Annotated in this window: 17 protein-coding genes; 13 read left to right on the forward strand and 4 right to left on the reverse strand. The window is 67.2% G+C overall.

All coding sequences use genetic code 11. The annotated features are described in order from the left end of the window. Positions 1-114: 114 nt before the first annotated feature. The 4 genes from DL990_RS25725 to DL990_RS25740 all read left to right on the forward strand — a co-directional run bounded on the left by DL990_RS25725 (position 115) and on the right by DL990_RS25740 (position 2,210). Positions 115-771: a TetR/AcrR family transcriptional regulator gene (locus DL990_RS25725; RefSeq protein ID WP_125800152.1), complete on the forward strand. Its 657-nt coding sequence runs from the start codon at positions 115-117 to the stop codon at positions 769-771. Positions 772-834: 63 nt separating this feature from the next. Continuing rightward, positions 835-1,425 (forward strand): hypothetical protein, encoded by a 591-nt coding sequence (locus DL990_RS25730; RefSeq protein ID WP_125800261.1) that lies wholly within the window; start codon positions 835-837, stop codon positions 1,423-1,425. Between the two features lie 114 nt (positions 1,426-1,539). Further along, positions 1,540-1,836, forward strand: a complete 297-nt coding sequence (locus DL990_RS25735; protein ID WP_125787510.1) for a hypothetical protein — start codon at positions 1,540-1,542, stop codon at positions 1,834-1,836. Between the two features lie 140 nt (positions 1,837-1,976). Continuing rightward, complete coding sequence (locus DL990_RS25740; protein ID WP_125800153.1) at positions 1,977-2,210, forward strand: hypothetical protein; 234 nt, start codon at positions 1,977-1,979, stop codon at positions 2,208-2,210. Between the two features lie 4 nt (positions 2,211-2,214). Here the strand turns inward: DL990_RS25740 and DL990_RS25745 are convergent, their stop codons facing one another. Further along, positions 2,215-2,439 carry a hypothetical protein gene (locus DL990_RS25745; protein WP_125800154.1) on the reverse strand — a complete coding sequence of 75 codons (225 nt, stop codon included), beginning with the start codon at positions 2,437-2,439 and terminating at the stop codon, positions 2,215-2,217. Between the two features lie 228 nt (positions 2,440-2,667). Here DL990_RS25745 and DL990_RS25750 point away from each other — a divergent pair, with 228 nt between their 5' ends. Then, positions 2,668-2,985 (forward strand): hypothetical protein, encoded by a 318-nt coding sequence (locus DL990_RS25750; RefSeq protein ID WP_233620568.1) that lies wholly within the window; start codon positions 2,668-2,670, stop codon positions 2,983-2,985. A 26-nt stretch (positions 2,986-3,011) separates the two neighbouring features. Continuing rightward, positions 3,012-3,725, forward strand: a complete 714-nt coding sequence (locus DL990_RS25755; protein ID WP_125800155.1) for a hypothetical protein — start codon at positions 3,012-3,014, stop codon at positions 3,723-3,725. Positions 3,726-4,073: 348 nt separating this feature from the next. On the opposite strand, the gene DL990_RS25760 is transcribed toward DL990_RS25755, so the two are convergent. Further along, the gene (locus tag DL990_RS25760) at positions 4,074-5,729 is read right to left on the reverse strand and encodes a glutamate--tRNA ligase (protein WP_125800156.1); all 1,656 of its coding nucleotides are present in this window, start codon (positions 5,727-5,729) and stop codon (positions 4,074-4,076) included. A 171-nt stretch (positions 5,730-5,900) separates the two neighbouring features. Between DL990_RS25760 and DL990_RS25765 the strand changes: the two genes are divergently transcribed. From DL990_RS25765 to DL990_RS41535, 4 genes are all read left to right on the forward strand, one after another. After that, the gene (locus tag DL990_RS25765) at positions 5,901-7,139 is read left to right on the forward strand and encodes a hypothetical protein (protein WP_125800157.1); all 1,239 of its coding nucleotides are present in this window, start codon (positions 5,901-5,903) and stop codon (positions 7,137-7,139) included. Then, entirely contained in the window at positions 7,136-8,671 is a 1,536-nt protein-coding gene (locus DL990_RS25770) for a substrate-binding domain-containing protein (RefSeq protein WP_125787516.1), read from the forward strand. Before DL990_RS25765 ends, DL990_RS25770 begins: the two co-directional genes overlap by 4 nt. Beyond that, positions 8,658-9,431 carry a hypothetical protein gene (locus DL990_RS25775; protein WP_125787517.1) on the forward strand — a complete coding sequence of 258 codons (774 nt, stop codon included), beginning with the start codon at positions 8,658-8,660 and terminating at the stop codon, positions 9,429-9,431. Before DL990_RS25770 ends, DL990_RS25775 begins: the two co-directional genes overlap by 14 nt. A gap of 149 nt (positions 9,432-9,580) precedes the next feature. Next, positions 9,581-9,757 (forward strand): hypothetical protein, encoded by a 177-nt coding sequence (locus tag DL990_RS41535; RefSeq protein WP_199746593.1) that lies wholly within the window; start codon positions 9,581-9,583, stop codon positions 9,755-9,757. Here DL990_RS41535 and DL990_RS25780 read toward each other — a convergent pair. After that, positions 9,704-10,645 (reverse strand): MBL fold metallo-hydrolase, encoded by a 942-nt coding sequence (locus tag DL990_RS25780; RefSeq protein ID WP_125800158.1) that lies wholly within the window; start codon positions 10,643-10,645, stop codon positions 9,704-9,706. The two genes, DL990_RS41535 and DL990_RS25780, sit on opposite strands and share 54 nt — an antisense overlap. 82 nt (positions 10,646-10,727) lie before the next feature. Here DL990_RS25780 and DL990_RS25785 point away from each other — a divergent pair, with 82 nt between their 5' ends. Together DL990_RS25785 and DL990_RS25790 are read left to right on the forward strand one after the other, a co-directional pair. After that, the gene (locus DL990_RS25785; RefSeq protein WP_125800159.1) at positions 10,728-11,585 is read left to right on the forward strand and encodes a LysR family transcriptional regulator; all 858 of its coding nucleotides are present in this window, start codon (positions 10,728-10,730) and stop codon (positions 11,583-11,585) included. A gap of 29 nt (positions 11,586-11,614) precedes the next feature. Continuing rightward, positions 11,615-12,031 carry a hypothetical protein gene (locus DL990_RS25790; protein WP_125800160.1) on the forward strand — a complete coding sequence of 139 codons (417 nt, stop codon included), beginning with the start codon at positions 11,615-11,617 and terminating at the stop codon, positions 12,029-12,031. Between the two features lie 80 nt (positions 12,032-12,111). Here the strand turns inward: DL990_RS25790 and DL990_RS25795 are convergent, their stop codons facing one another. Beyond that, positions 12,112-13,017, reverse strand: a complete 906-nt coding sequence (locus DL990_RS25795; protein WP_125800161.1) for a glutaminase — start codon at positions 13,015-13,017, stop codon at positions 12,112-12,114. A gap of 171 nt (positions 13,018-13,188) precedes the next feature. Here DL990_RS25795 and DL990_RS25800 point away from each other — a divergent pair, with 171 nt between their 5' ends. Continuing rightward, on the forward strand, positions 13,189-14,577 hold the full coding sequence (locus DL990_RS25800; protein ID WP_125787522.1) for an amino acid permease: 1,389 nt from the start codon (positions 13,189-13,191) through the stop codon (positions 14,575-14,577). The last annotated feature ends 35 nt before the right edge of the window (positions 14,578-14,612 follow it).

Below are 14,612 nucleotides of genomic sequence, written 5' to 3' on the forward strand. Positions count from 1 at the left end.
GTCTTTCTCCTTCATCTACTTAGCAGCACTTGCGATAGTTAGAAGCTATAACCACGAGAGGGTGAGTGTCAATAGGGAAAGTGATAACCTCTAACGGACGGGAAGGAGTGGTCGATGGACGCGGACGGGAAGACCTCGCGTGAGCGTTACCGGGTGCAGGTGCGCGCGGAGATCAAGCGGTACGCGTGGGAGCAGCTGGCCACGACAGGCGTGTCCGCGTTGTCCCTCAACGCGATCGCCAAACACGTCGGGATGAGCGGCCCGGCGTTGTACCGGTACTTCGCCAGTCGCGACGACCTCATCACGGACCTCATCCGCGACGCCTATCGAAGCCTCGCCGACACCGTCCGGGCGGCCGCCGCTTCCGGTGGCGTGACCGAAGTCGCCTACGCCGTCAGAGAATGGGCGCTGGCGGATCCGCAGCGATACCTGTTCATCTACGGAACTCCGATCCCCGGCTATCGCGCGCCCGGCGACACGACGGAGATCTCGAACGAGATCATGGCCGCGCTGATCGAGGTCCATGCCGCGGGTCCGGACGACGGACGGATGACGCCGTTCGACGTTCATCTCGAGGACCATCGCGAATGGGCGGGTGGTTCGCCGGTGCCGTCCGCTGTTCTCCGCCGTGCCGTGACGTTCTGGACCCGGCTCCACGGTGTCCTGTCCCTCGAACTGGCCGGGCACTTCGGCGGCATGGGATTCGACCCCGCCTTGTTGTTCGCCGCGGAGCTGGACGATCTGCTCGCGGGAGTGCCCCAATCCTCGTGATCGTTGTGCTAACTTCCGCGGATGCGCAAAGGATCCGGGGTTCCTTTCGGTCGTACGCTCACGGTGATCGTGTCGCTGCTCCTGGCTTCACTGATCGGCCCCGGTGCTGTCGCGAACGCGTCCGCCGGGCATCCGCCGCGGCACGGCTGTGAATGCGCCACCCCCTCGATCGACCGGTTGCAGCACTGGCTCGCTTCCGGTGAGGGCACCACGGTTCCGCCGACCGGCAGCCTGCTCGTCCGCGAACGCGGCGGTTACGCGGCCAAGGTGACCTTCCTCAACGCCGAATGGCACGTGGTCGTGGTGTGGCTGGGGAATCAGTTCGAAGCGCAAGCGGATCTCTCGAAATCCGCCGGTTTCTGGATGACCTACAGCGCGACCGACGACCTCTACGTCCAGCTGCGTCCCGCCTCGCACTGGAGCGGCGGCGACAAGTGGCTCACGAAGGTGCCGTCGACCGGCGGGAAGATCGTGAAGAAGTTCTTCAGCTTCAAGGCCGACGCGTGGACGACGCTGCCCGAGCTGGGTACGCCCGGCTACTCCTTCGCCTCGGCGCTGACCGAAGCGCGGGGGCTCGTCTTCGTCGGCAAGACCCCGAACAAGCTCGACTTCCGCGGTCTTGCGATCGACCGCTACCGGCCGCCCTGCCGCTGAATTCCTCGCGGTATTCACCTGTCCGGAGCGGCGGGGGCAGCGCACCGTGACCGATTTGTCCTGTACGGTGAACCTTCAGCCGCCTCTGCACGATCGATCCGAGGAGTACCCCAGATGAGCCTGTTCGACTCGCTGAAGGAAAAGGCCGCCGAACTCCTTGGCGGCGCGGGCGACAAGGTCAGCGAACTGACCGGCGTCGACCTTTCCGGCGCCGCCGACCAGGTCACCCAGTCCGCCGGCGGACTGGCCGAAACCGGCCAGGGGCTCGCCGAGAACGCCACCGCCGCGGGCCAGGACGCCGTCGACTCGGCCACCGCTGCCGGTCAGGGCGTCGTCGACTCCACCGGTGCCGTCGGTGACGCCGCCACCGGACTCGCCGGCGACGTGATCGACCCGAACGCCCGGGGCTGACCGCCCCCGGTCTCCCCGGTATCCCGTGGATATCGGGGAGACCGTCATGCTCCATTCCGGCGCTTCCCGAAAAGAATGTCCGCTCACGAGTCGTTCGGCGCTAACCTGACGGAAACGACTTCATCTGCGGGGGAGCGGACATGGTCGGAATCTGGATAGCGCTCGGGGTACTCGTCCTGGTGATCGGCATCGCCGTCGTCGCCGATCTGCGCGATCGCGGACGCGGCGGGACCCGCAAATTCATGTTGCCGGACTGGGCTTCCCGGCGTGCCGACTACACGGAGAACGACCTCGTCCACGGGCGCTGGGTGGAGAAGTCGCCGCGTGAGCAGGAAGAAGAGCTCCAGCGCCGGTACAAATCGGGCGAGGAGTAAGGACCTACGCGGCTGGCCTGGTCCAACGCCATGCGGCGTGCAGCACGGCGATAAGGGCCTCGTCGTCGTCGAAGGTGGGTTCTTCCCCGACCGGTATCCAAGTACGGTCGACGATCTCACCCAGCCTGCTCCGGATCACGGAGATTCCCGGGTAGGACAGCGCCGCGCGGCCGTCGTCGGCCACGTGGCGGGACTCCCAGTGCAGCTGGACAACACGATCAGCGCTCATCGACCACAACTTTCCGTACTTGCGTACCGGGTAAGTCGCCTGTCGGAGCCCGCGCGTTTCACCGCTGCTTTGTGACGTGCGCCCTTCGTACTGCGGATTCCCGCGCCGGATTCGATTCTTTTCGTGAATTCCGTGGAAAGGACGCCAAAGCGCCAAAGTGGTGACCCCGATCACAATCGTCGGTGAAGATCGTGGGAACATAAGGGCAAGGCTGCCGGATCCCGGAGGGTGAATGCTCCGCAGAATGCGTCGCTGGTTCGAATTGCTCAGTCTCGGCGGGTTGGCGGTGGTCGGCTTCGCGGAACAGCTCGGCTTGCCGGACGCTTTCCGGACGACGAGTGCGCCGCGCATATCGCGAAGGCCGAACAGGTGACGATCCTGAACACCTGGATCCCCAACCTGCAACGCCTGGAAAAGGAACTGGAAGCCGCGATCGCCGACCGGCGCGCCCAGGTGCGGATCATGCTGCTGCACCCGAGCTCGACACGTTGTGGGACATCGGCCGCGACGTGGACCTCGACGACTGGAACCGAAGCATCGACATGATCCGTTTCTGAGCAAGAGGTGTAGTGATGCGCGAACTCGACGAGTTCGAAGACGGTTTGATCGAGCGGTTCCGGAATCACCCGGCGCTGCGTGGCGTCACCGAGCTGTCGCAGGAGGGTCTGCAAACCGTCCTGCTGCAGCGGCGTTTCCTGTCGCTGGCCTTCACCATGGCCTACGACCTGGCGATCGACCTGCTCACCGACGAGCAGTCCAAACGGATCGCCCGCGTCATCATCCGTGAGGAGTACCCGGACACCACTTCGCCCGGCAGCACGCCTTCACACCGCGAGGACGTGATGGCGGACATCCTCGCGCTGGGCGTCCCGCGGGAAGCGCTGGTGCGGTCGCGGAAGTCACTGGCCACGACGGCCTGCGTCGACGCCACGATGGAGCTGATCGCCTCGGCGGGCGACTCGAAGTACGCCGACGTCGAACTGCTGACCATTCTGCGCTTCTGGGGCGAGGTGCTGGTCTCCGTCGAGTGCGGCGAACTGTGGCGCCGGATCGGCCCGGTGCTCGGCGACCGGTCCGTCTTCTACTACCCGCACCACGTGCACGACGCGAAGTCCCGCCCGCTCGCCGCCGCGTCCCCGCTCTCGCTCACGCATTCCGACCAGCTCGGGCTGCGGCTGGTGCAGCTGATCGACTCGAGCGAGGCGCGGGAGCGGTTCCGGGAGACGGAGCAGGCCGTCGTCGCGATCAAAACGGCGTTCTACGACCAGTTCCTGCCAGCCTCGTGAGTGGTAAGGACGGTTGTATTGAGGGGTAAGTCGAACGTGTCGTGGCGCGGGGTCGGTGTCGCTCCTGCGTACGCGTTCTCCTGGTAGTGAAGGAGGCTTTCGCTACCGTCAGATGTGATCCCTGGTGACAGTGAGACGGCTGTGACCTCGGCGGCCCGGTCGTGAAGTACATGAAGGCCCCCTTCCTTGCGCTAGACGCAAGGAAGGGGGCCTTCATGTACTTCGGCAAGGCGTGACTCGCGTGATTGGGGACGTAACTCGGGGGTGCCGGAGTCTGAACACGCGGTGTCGCGTCACCCAGCCACCGTCTCACCCGAGAGGCACCACATTGCCTTACCACTCACGGAGTCACTCGCCTACGAGACCGGCGAACCGGCCCAGCGTCTCCTCGCGGCCCAGCGCCTGCGTGATCGAGTGCAGGTCCGGGCTCCGGGTCGAGCCGGTGATCGCGATCCGGATGATCTGCGAAGCCTCGCGAATGGAGCCGGGGAAGCCTTCGGGGTTCTTCTTGAACTCCTTGGCGTTCTTCGCGAAGCCGTGCTTCGCCGCGACCTCGCGGATCTGCTGGAACCATTCCTGGCCGTCGTCGAGCTGCTGGTAGCTGCCGACGAAGTCCCGCGCCACGGCCTGGACGACCTCACGGCCGACGCCGAGGGCGGTGATCCGCTCGTCGTCGGGGCTCGCGACGGCGGCGTGCAGCTGCGGGAAGAAGAAGCCGTAGACGGCGCGGAACTCGCTCCACTTCTTCAGGTCCTTGCGCGGGTTCTCGGCGCCGTCGCGCTCGACGGCGAGGGCGCGGAGCGCGAGGTCCGGCTCGGCGTCGAGGACGGTCCTCAGCTCGGGGTCGAACCGCTCCGCCCAGGCGCGGACCTCTTCGAGGATCTCGGCGCCGGACAGCGTGGCGATGTGGTCGGCCGAGATGTCGTCGAGTTTGACCAGGTCGACCAGCGGGCCGGCGACACCGCATTCGTCCAGGTTGATCGGCTCGGCCAGGGCCTGGTCGAGCGGCATTTCGGCGAGCCGGCCGTTGGCCAGGCCGCGCAGGTAGTAGAGGACGGCCTTGGTGGGGTAGCCGGACTCGATGTAGAAGTCGACGCTCGCTTCCGGGTCCTTGCGCTTCGACAGCTTGCGCTTGCTGCCGCCCTCCTGCTTCATCAGCGGGGCGATGTGCGCGTAGGTGATCGGGTCGAAGCCGAGCGCGTCGAACAGCTGCTGGTGCACGGGCACCGACGAGATCCACTCGTCGCCGCGGATGACCAGGTTGACGCGCATGAGGTGGTCGTCGACGGCGTGCGCGAAGTGGTAGGTCGGCAGCCGGGGGCTCTGGTCGGAGCTCTTGAGGATGACGACGTCGTTGCGGTTGGCCTCGGCCTCCAGCGGGCCGCGGATGGCGTCGGTGAACCGGGCGCGGGCGCCGGTGTCGTCCGGCGCGCGGAACCGGACGACGTACGGGTCTCCGGCGTCGAGTTTGGCCTGGACGTCGGCGGGGTCGGCGTCGCGCCAGATGGCCCACGAGCCGTAATAGCCGGTCGGCAGCTTCGTCGCCTGCTGCCGGGCGGTGATCGCCGCCAGTTCGTCCTTGGTGGCGAAGTCGAGGTACGCGCGGCCGGAGCGGAGCAGGTGACGGACGTAGGTCAGGTAGATCTGCTCGCGCTCGGACTGCTGGTACGGGCCGTAGTCGCCGCCGCGGTGGATGTCCTCGTCGGCGGCGAGGCCGAAGTAGGCGAAGCCGCGCTCGAACTGGTCGATGGCGCCTTCGACCTCGCGGGAGCGGTCGGTGTCCTCGACCCGGACGAGGTAGCGGCCGCCGCTGCGGCGTGCGACGTCCTGGTCGATGGTGGCGACGTAGACGCCGCCGATGTGGACGAACCCGGTCGGCGAGGGGCCGAACCGGGTGACCATGGCGCCCTCGGGGAGCTCGCGGGCGGGGTAACGCTGTTCCCAGTGCTCGGGCTCGGGCAGGTCGGCGGGGAAGAGGGCGTCGATGACTGCTCGGTCCAGCATGGCGGTTCAGATCTCCCGGCGTCGTGGTGCATGGCGGTTTTCGCCACCGAAGAGCCTAACCGCCCGGCCTCCCGGCCTGGTGAGGGTGGGTACCGAAGCCGGATCGAGACGTGCTTTTCCGTCGGTGTGTCCCGGTAAAATGGGCTTGCCGGACATTCGGGGAGGAAATCGGTGACCACCGATAGCTCGCTTCGTGAAGAACCCCAGCTCACCATCCGACCAAAACCCTCGGCGTTCTTTCTTCGCCGTCGTTTTCTCCGCACTTTCGGGCCCGCGCTCGCGCTGGCCGTGAGCGGCCTGATCGCCCTGCTCCTGAGCGGGACGATCGTGGTGCCGTTCCAGCAGACCCTGGTCCTGCGCGGCAAGATGGGCTCCAAATCGGATCTCTTCGAGGACGCGAAGATCCAGGAGATCCTGATGCGCCACCACATCCGCGTCCACGTGACCAGGGCGGGATCACGTGACGTCGCCACCCACGACCTCAGCCAGTACGACTTCGTGTTCATGTCGGGCGAGCCTGCCGCGAGTCTCGTCCGGCGGTCGAGGGCGAACGAGTGGACGGGCACCGCGCGGCAGCCGTTCACCAGCCCGATCGTCCTCGCCACCTATCGCCGTTACGCGGAAACGCTGGAGAGCAACAAGATCGCCACGAAACCGCCAGGGCAGCAGGATCCGCTGTACTACACGCTGGATACCGAGAAGTTCATCCAGACGATGCGGCAGGAACGCACCTGGGACTCACTCGGCGTCGGCAAGTTCGGCGCGGACAACGGGAACAGGGTGCTGGCGCAGACGTCGAACATCTGCGACTCCAACTCGGGCGCGACGTACCTGATCTTGCTGGCGTTCCTGGAGAACGGCCGTCAGGTCCCGGTCGTCGACCCGCGGCCGGCGGGCGCGCCCGCGGGTCCGCCGAACCTGACGAGCGCGAAGGCGCTGGCCGACCGGGTCAAACCGCTCGTGGCGGCGCAAGGCTTCCCGTCGGCGGATCTGTCCGAGTCGTACGCGAATCTCGCCGAGGGAGACAAGCCGATCGTCGTCATCTACGAGCATCAGTACCTCGCGATGCAGTTGCGCGCCAAGGCGCAGAGCGGGCGGCCGGATCTCGACCGGGTCCTGCTGTACCCGAAGGACAACATCCTGACGAAACCGCAGTTCCTGGCGCTGAAGCCGGAAGCGGAACGGCTGGGCGAGCTGATCACCTTCGATCCCGAGCTGCAACGCCGTGCGATGGAGCTCGGATTCGGCGTCGCGACCCCCGCGGGCACCACGAAAAGCGCGCGGCTGTACGACTTCGTGCGCGAACAGGGGTTGACGGCCCCGGAGGTCGCGGGCGACGACAGCACCACGCCGCTACCGGACAATCCGGTGCTGGAAGAGATGATCAAGACCGTCGGGGACTGCCCGTGAAGCGGGTCCTCGCGGTCCTGTGCTGCCTGCTCCTGGTGGTCGCCGCCTGTACGAGCGGCGGGCAGAAGGTGAAACTGCGCGTGCTGGCCAGTTCCGAACTGGCCGATCTCGGGCCGATTCTCGACGACCTTCGCGGGGAAACGGGAATCGAACTGGAAATGGATTTCCGGGGAACCGTCGACGCGACCACTTCCCTCACGCCGGGGAAGGCCACCCACGATCTCGCCTGGCTTTCCACCGACCGGTATTTCCAGCTCAAGTACCGGCAGTCCGCGGACAAGGGGGAACGGCCGCTCGCGACCAAGACCATGGTGTCGCCGGTCATCGTCGGGATCACCCCGGCGAAGGCGGCCGAGCTGCGCCGCGGCAAACCGGACGGCAAGCTCTCCTGGGCCGATCTGGCGGACGCGGCGGCCGGTGGCGGGTTCCGGTTCGCGATGGCGGATCCGGCCAAGTCGACCAGCGGGCTCACCTCACTCGTCGGGGTGGCGACGGCCGCCTCGGGCACCGGCGCGGCGCTGCGGCTCCAGGACGTGAAATGCGACAAGCTGCAGGGCTTCCGCACGGGGCACACGCTCACGGCGGACACGTCGGCCGCGGTGACCGACCGGTTCGCCGAGCGCCAGGACGTGGACGCGATCATCGGGTACGAGTCCACTTTGCTCACCCTCAACGCGAGCGGCAGGCTCAAGACGCCGCTGGAGCTGGTGTACCCGAAGGACGGCATCGTCCAGTCCGACTACCCGCTCCTCCTGCTCGACCCGGCCAAACGGGAGGCTTACGACAAGGTCGTCTCCTGGCTGAGGAGCCCGGCGACACAGAAGAAGCTGATGGAGCGGACTCTCCGGCGGCCGATCGCCGGGGAGGTGGCGCTCGACCCGAGGCTGCCCGCCTCGATCGGGAACTCCCTGTACTTCCCCGACGAGCAGGCCGTCGTGGACAAACTGCTCGACGACTACGTGGCCCCCGCCGGCCGGACACCCGGACGCGTGATCTTCGTGCTCGACTTCTCCGGTTCGATGAAGGGGCCGCGGATCGCCGCGCTCCGGGCGACCTTCGCCGGGCTGAGCGGCGGCCCGGACGGCGGATTCGACCGCTTCTACCGCGGCGAGCGGCTCACGGTCCTCCGCTTCGGCGGGAAGATACTGGGGGACAAGGAGTTCACGATCGGCGGGCCGCAGGATCTCGACGCGCTGCGGGCCTTCATCGCCGCCGACGAGTTCGACGGCAACACGGCGGTCTGGTCCGCGCTCGGGGAGGCGTACGCGAAGGCCGGTGCCCATCGCCGTGCCGAGCCCGGCAGCGGCGTTTCGATCGTGCTGATGACCGACGGGGAGAGCAACACCGGCCCCGGCATCGAAGAATTCCTGCGCGCGCCAAGGGATCCCGGCGTGCACACGTACACCATCCGGTTCGGCGAGGCGAATCCCGCCGAACTGGATCGCGCGGCGGTGGCCACCGGTGGCCGGATGGTCGACGCGAACGCGACATCCCTGCTCGACGCCTTCAAGGAGATCCGTGGCTGCCGATAATCTGTGGTGGGAAGTCTGGGGATTGTGGCTCGCGGTCTGGGTGCTGACCGTGCTCGCCTTCGTCGCCGCGATCGTCGTTTTCGTACGGCATTGGCGCCGTGCCCGTTCCGACGGCGATCAGGGGATGGTCCGGGGCATCGGCTTCTACCTGCACACGAAATCCGTGATGGGCCTGTACCAGCTGCATCGCTACAACGAAGCGCTGGAACAGGAGGTGGAGAAACGGAAAAGCCGGGGCTGGCGGTTCTTGGGATCGGGCGGTATCGGTCCGCTCAGAGGGGAATCGGAGCGCACCGACACCGACGAGGAGTTCCGGCGGTACATCCGCAAGGCCGAACCGATCACGGTGATCGGCATCGTGACGAAGGTGCTGGAAAGGCACCACGACATCATCCACGTCGACCTGGCGAAGCAGGAACTCGTCCACAATCGCGCGCTGGTGAAGGAACTCGGCTGGTCCGACGGTCTCGAAAGCACCCGGCAGCTCCAGACCCGGCTGCGTGGTGTCGAGGCGTTCGTCTCCGTGAAGGGGTTGTTCCGTAAACGCTCCCAGACCGACACCGAGACGGTTTTCGTCGCGCCGTACGGCAACCCGGACGATCCGTCGAAGAGCAGGAGTGTCCGCTTCACCTGTGTGACCAGCGACCTGCGGGACTCCGCCCCGGCCGGTGCGTTCCGGGCGCGGTGCCTCGGCAAGGTCGAGGACTGGGATCCCGAAACCGGGGAACTCGTCGTCCATCCCATCGCCATCTTCAAGTAGCGCTCGGCTGCTCCACTCGCGCCACCCGGTTGACACGAGTGGAGCAGTCGAAAGCCACACCCCGTCCATAGCGCTTCACACTGTCGGTCGACGGGGGTGAACCTGCACGATTTCGGTATCAAACACCGCAGGTTCGAGGGAGATCTTCCATGAAGAGCACCGTTTCCGACGATATCCGTAGTTTCTTCGCCGACTCGGGTGTCGATGTCACCGCCGCCGGGCAGGCCGACGTCGAGATCGTGATCGATCACTTCGACAACTGGAAGAACACGTCAAGCGGAGGCACCTTCGGCTGCTTCACCGGTGCCTGCGGTCTCATGGCCTGAGTGATCGGCACAGAAGCAACCGACGCCCTTCGCGATCCAGTCCCGGCCTTCCCATTCGGGGTGGCGTTCGATCATCAGCGCTTCGACCTCGGCGGCGATGGTCTCTTCGGGGAGGGACGAGTCGCGCCGCGTCCAGGTCTCGTCACGCAGCAGTTCGAGGTACTCCCGGACGTCGGTCAGGATCCGGCGTCCGGAGACGTCGCCGTGGCCGGGGACGACGAGGTCCGGCCCGGCGGCGGCCAGCCGTCGCAGCACTTCGATCCAGCGCCCTCCCGAGACGTCGGTGTCGTACGGCGGGAACCACGGGAAGATCGAGAACTGGCCGGTCTCGACCAGATCCCCGGTGAACAGCACCCCCGCGTCGGGCACGCTCACCACCTGATCACCCTTGCTGTGGGCGCGTCCGGTGGCCTCCATACGCACGATCCGGCCGCCGAGATCGAGGTCGTACGTCTCGTCGTAGACCACGTCCGGGGCGACCAGGTCGACGCCTTCCAGTGCCCGGGCGACCGGGGTGCCGAGACCGCGGAACATCTCGAGATAGCCCGGTCCCTTGTGGACCAGGTCGGCCGCCTGCGCGCTGTTGACGAGGTAGGTCGCCTGGTCCGCGAAGGCCTGTGCGCCGAAAGCGTGCTCGGGATGGAAATGCGTCGTGGTCAGGTACAGCTTGCGGCCGCGGGCGTGTTCCGCGGCGAAGGCGAGCACCTTCTCGGCGTTGCGAGGACCGAGTCCGGTGTCGACGACGAGCACCGAATGCGACCCGCCGACGACCCCGATGTTGGGGACGAGGTCGACACCGAGATTCGGGATCACCACGAGGTCGTGAGCGATTTCGCGGGCCTGGCCGGGGTCGACGGCGGGTTCGTGGGTGAGGGGTTCGAAGGGCATGACCTCACTGTTCCGCCGGTCTCCGCCCGCCGTCCAAGTCCGATCCTCTGGTCTCGATACCTGATGGGTATCATCGCTGGTGATGGAGCTCCGACTGCTGCGCTACTTCGTGACCGTCGCCGAGGAGAGGCATTTCGGCCGGGCCGCCGCGCGGCTGCACATGACCCAGCCGCCGCTGAGCCGGGCCATCCGGCAGCTGGAGAACGAGCTGGGTGTCGTCCTGCTGCTCCGCTCGGCCGCCGGCGTCGAACCCACCGCCGCCGGGACCATCCTGTACGACGAGGCCCGCGCCCTGCTGGACCAGGCCGAACGCGCCCGCGCCCTGGTGACGGCGGCGGCAGGCCCCGCCACACTCACCATCGGCACCCTCGCCGACGGAGCGGGGGAGTCGGGCATCCGGCTGGCCGAGGCGTTCCGGCGACGCCATCCCGAGGTCTCGATCCGCTTCCGCGAGGCGGATTTCACCGATCCCACCACCGGCCTGCTCGCCGGGCTGGCCGACGTCGCGCTGACCCGGTCGCCGTTCGACGAGACCGGCATCAGCGTCCGCGTCCTGCGCTCCGACCCGGTGGGGCTGGTCCTGCGCGCCGGCGACCCGCTCGCCGGTCGTGAGTCGCTGAGGCTGGCCGACGTCGCCGATCGGCCCTGGTTCCAGCTGCCGGACGGGACGGATCCGCGGTGGCGTGAGTACTGGAACGGGGCGGCGCCCATCGGGGAACGGCCCACCGGTCCGGTGGTGCGCACGGTCAGCGAATGCCTTCAGGCCGTCCTGTGGAACGGCTCGGCAGGGATCGCGCCGCTCGGGCACGCGCTGCCCGACGGGCTCACCTGGGTGCCGCTGGCCGATATGCCGCCGAGCCCGCTCGTCGTGGCGTGGGTGACCGGGCGGGAGAGTCCGCTGATCCGCTCGTTCGTCCGGATCGCCGTCGCCGGGGTGTAAAGACGCCGGCTCCGGGGAAGTCATCGCCTATGCCGGACTCATCCCCAGAACCCGACGCCGCGACCGTCGACGCCGTCGGAAAGCTGGTCTTCGCGCTCGAAACAGTCGAACAGGCGCGCGGCCACCTGTACGCCTTCCACCACCTCACCGGAACCGCCGACTTCGCCCTCGGCGAGGCCGTCGAAGGGCTCCGGAAGGCCGGGCACGCGGACTGGGCCGAGCGGATCGAGACCGAGCTGATCGGGCTCAACGTGCTGTCGGACCGGTGGACCTTCCAGCTGATCGAGGAGTACGACGACGGCTACTACCGGGCTTACCGCGATCTGACCCGCGAGGTCGCCGAAGACTTGACCGGAGGGCGGCGGCACCTGCACGAAGAGCGGATCAAGCGGCAACGGCGGACCGAGGGGCGGCCGGGGCACGAAATGGGGCGGCCCAGCACCTGAGCCGCTCCTCTTCGTGGGCAGGACCTGGATCGTCTCCACGCGCTGCTTTCCGAGCCTCCGCTGGTCGAGCACGGAACCGATCAGAAGATCGACCAGCCGGTCAGGGTGGTGAACCGGTCCAGCGCCGCGACGCCCGCGACGGAGTTGCCGCGAGGGTCCAGTCCGGGGCTCCACACGCAGATCGCGCACCGGCCAGGGACGATCGCGACGATGCCGCCACCGACGCCGCTTTTGCCGGGAAGCCCGACCCGGTAGGCGAATTCGCCCGCCGCGTCGTAGGTGCCGCAGGTCAGCATCACCGCGTTGACCCGCTTGGCCGCGCTTCGCTCGAGCAGCCGGGTGCCGTCGTTGCGAACGCCGTGGCGGGCGAGGAACACCGCCGCGCGCGCGACGTCGCCGCAGTTCATCGCGATCGAGCATTGACGCACGTACTGATCGAGGACGGCGGGTATCGGATGCCGCATGTTCCGGTACGACGCCATGAAATAGGCGAGCGCGCGGTTGCGATCGGCGTGCGCGGCCTCCGAAGCGGCGACCTCGTCGTCGATCCCGATGTCCGTGCGGCCGCTTTCCGCACGAAGGAACCGAAGCAGTGTTTCCGCCGCATCGCCGTGGTGCGCCAGTTCGTCGGTCACCACCAGCGCGCCGGCGTTGATGAACGGATTGCGGGGGATTCCGTCCTCGTTCTCCAATTGCACCAGCGAGTTGAACGGGTTGCCGGACGGCTCACGGCCCACCCGCTCCCACACCCCGTCGCCATGGGAGAGCGCGAGCGCCAAGGTGAAGACCTTCGACATGCTCTGGATGGAGAACGGCACCTCCCAGTCGCCGACGCCGTGCACCCGACCGTCCACTTCGGCCACCGCGATGCCGAATTGCCGGGGTTCGACCCTTGCCAGGGCGGGGATGTAGTCCGCGACGGAGCCGCGGCCGATCTCCGGCGCGACGTCATCGGCGATCCGGTCCAGCAGCGCTGCGAGGTCCACGGCCGTAGCGTAGAAGTGCGTCTTCGCGCGCGAAGATCGGGGTTCGCGGGTGAACTTGTCAAATCGAAACGGGAAAATCCGGTTAAACCACCTGGGTGACGTCCCGCACACCTTAAGTCTTCCTTAGCACTGTTGGGTGACGTGCCGCACACGCTCTAGCGTCTGGCAACCATGGATTCCTCGCTGCTCACCGAAAAAGGTGAAAGCTACTCAAAAGCACTGGGCAACCGCCAAGTGCAGATGATCGCCATCGGCGGCGCGATCGGCGTCGGGCTGTTCCTCGGTGCCGGCGGCAAGCTCCACCAGGTCGGGCCTTCGCTGGTCCTGTCGTACGCGCTCTGCGGTATCGCCGCCTACTTCGTGATGCGCGCCCTCGGTGAGCTCGTGCTGCACGAGCCGACCTCCGGCAGTTTCGTCACCTACGCCCGCAAGTTCATCGGGCCGTGGGCGGGTTTCGCCTCCGGCTGGATGTACTGGGTGAACTGGGCGATGACCGGCATCGCGGAGATCACCGCGGTGGCGATCTACGTGCACAAGTGGCTGCCCGACGTGCCGCAGTGGATCACCGCGCTGGTCGCGCTCGGCGTGCTGATCCTGGTGAACCTGCTCTCGGTGAAACTGTTCGGCGAGCTGGAATTCTGGTTCTCGGTGGTCAAGGTGCTGGCCATCGTGGTCTTCCTGGTCACCGCGACCGGGCTGGTGCTCACCAGCGCGGACATCGGCGGCACCACGGCAGGCGTGCACAACCTGACCGCCCACAACGGTTTCTTCCCGGCGGGCATCGGCATCGCGCTGATGACGCTGCAGGCGGTCATCTTCGCGTACTCGGCGATCGAGGTCGTCGGCATCGCCGCCGGTGAGACCAAGGACGCCCGCAAGGTGCTGCCGAAGGCGATCAACGGGGTGGTCTGGCGGATCGGCGTGTTCTACGTGGGATCCGTGCTGATGCTGGCGATGCTGCTGCCGTGGCCGTTCTACAACGGCGGCGAGAGCCCGTTCGTCACCGTGTTCAGCAGGCTCGGGATCCCGGGGATCGGCGACGTGATGAACGCGGTCGTGCTCACCGCGGCGCTGTCGAGCTGCAACTCCGGGCTCTATTCGACCGGCCGTATCCTGCGGGCGCTCGCGGACAAGGGCGAGGCGCCGAAGTTCGTCGGCAGGATGAGCGGCCGTCACGTGCCCTATGGCGGGATCTTGTTCACGTCAGGCGCGTACGTGCTCGGCGTGGTGCTCAACTACCTGGTGCCGAAGGACGCCTTCGACATCGCGATCGCGATCGCCTCGCTCGGCGTGATCACCACCTGGGCGACGCTGATCTTCTGCCAGATGCGGATGCGCCAGGCGGCGCTGCGCGGGGAGCTGGAACGGCCGTCCTACCGGATGCCGTGGGCGCCCTACAGCGGCTGGGCGACGCTCGGTTTCCTCGCACTGGTGGTCGTCCTGATGGGCTTCTCCGACGGTGCCGAGAAGATCGCGTTCTACTCGATCCCGGTGCTGGTCGTGGTGCTCGCGGTCGGCTGGCGGATCGTCGGGAAGCGGCAGCGGCAAGAGGTGGGCTGACCCCACTCGCAATTGGTCACCTACTTGCGCTCACT

Source organism: Amycolatopsis sp. WAC 01416 (assembly GCF_003947485.1).
Lineage (GTDB): Bacteria > Actinomycetota > Actinomycetes > Mycobacteriales > Pseudonocardiaceae > Amycolatopsis.

Bases quoted from the DNA above. Each gene is read 5' to 3' on its own strand.
- DL990_RS25725 (WP_125800152.1), top strand. From the start codon at position 115: ATGGACGCGGACGGGAAGACCTCGCGTGAGCGTTACCGGGTGCAGGTG.
- DL990_RS25735 (WP_125787510.1), top strand. From the start codon at position 1,540: ATGAGCCTGTTCGACTCGCTGAAGGAAAAGGCCGCCGAACTCCTTGGC.
- DL990_RS25740 (WP_125800153.1), top strand. From the start codon at position 1,977: ATGGTCGGAATCTGGATAGCGCTCGGGGTACTCGTCCTGGTGATCGGC.
- DL990_RS25745 (WP_125800154.1), bottom strand. From the start codon at position 2,439: ATGAGCGCTGATCGTGTTGTCCAGCTGCACTGGGAGTCCCGCCACGTG.
- DL990_RS25755 (WP_125800155.1), top strand. From the start codon at position 3,012: ATGCGCGAACTCGACGAGTTCGAAGACGGTTTGATCGAGCGGTTCCGG.
- DL990_RS25760 (WP_125800156.1), bottom strand. From the start codon at position 5,729: ATGCTGGACCGAGCAGTCATCGACGCCCTCTTCCCCGCCGACCTGCCC.
- DL990_RS41535 (WP_199746593.1), top strand. From the start codon at position 9,581: ATGAAGAGCACCGTTTCCGACGATATCCGTAGTTTCTTCGCCGACTCG.
- DL990_RS25780 (WP_125800158.1), bottom strand. From the start codon at position 10,645: ATGCCCTTCGAACCCCTCACCCACGAACCCGCCGTCGACCCCGGCCAG.
- DL990_RS25785 (WP_125800159.1), top strand. From the start codon at position 10,728: ATGGAGCTCCGACTGCTGCGCTACTTCGTGACCGTCGCCGAGGAGAGG.
- DL990_RS25790 (WP_125800160.1), top strand. From the start codon at position 11,615: ATGCCGGACTCATCCCCAGAACCCGACGCCGCGACCGTCGACGCCGTC.
- DL990_RS25800 (WP_125787522.1), top strand. From the start codon at position 13,189: ATGGATTCCTCGCTGCTCACCGAAAAAGGTGAAAGCTACTCAAAAGCA.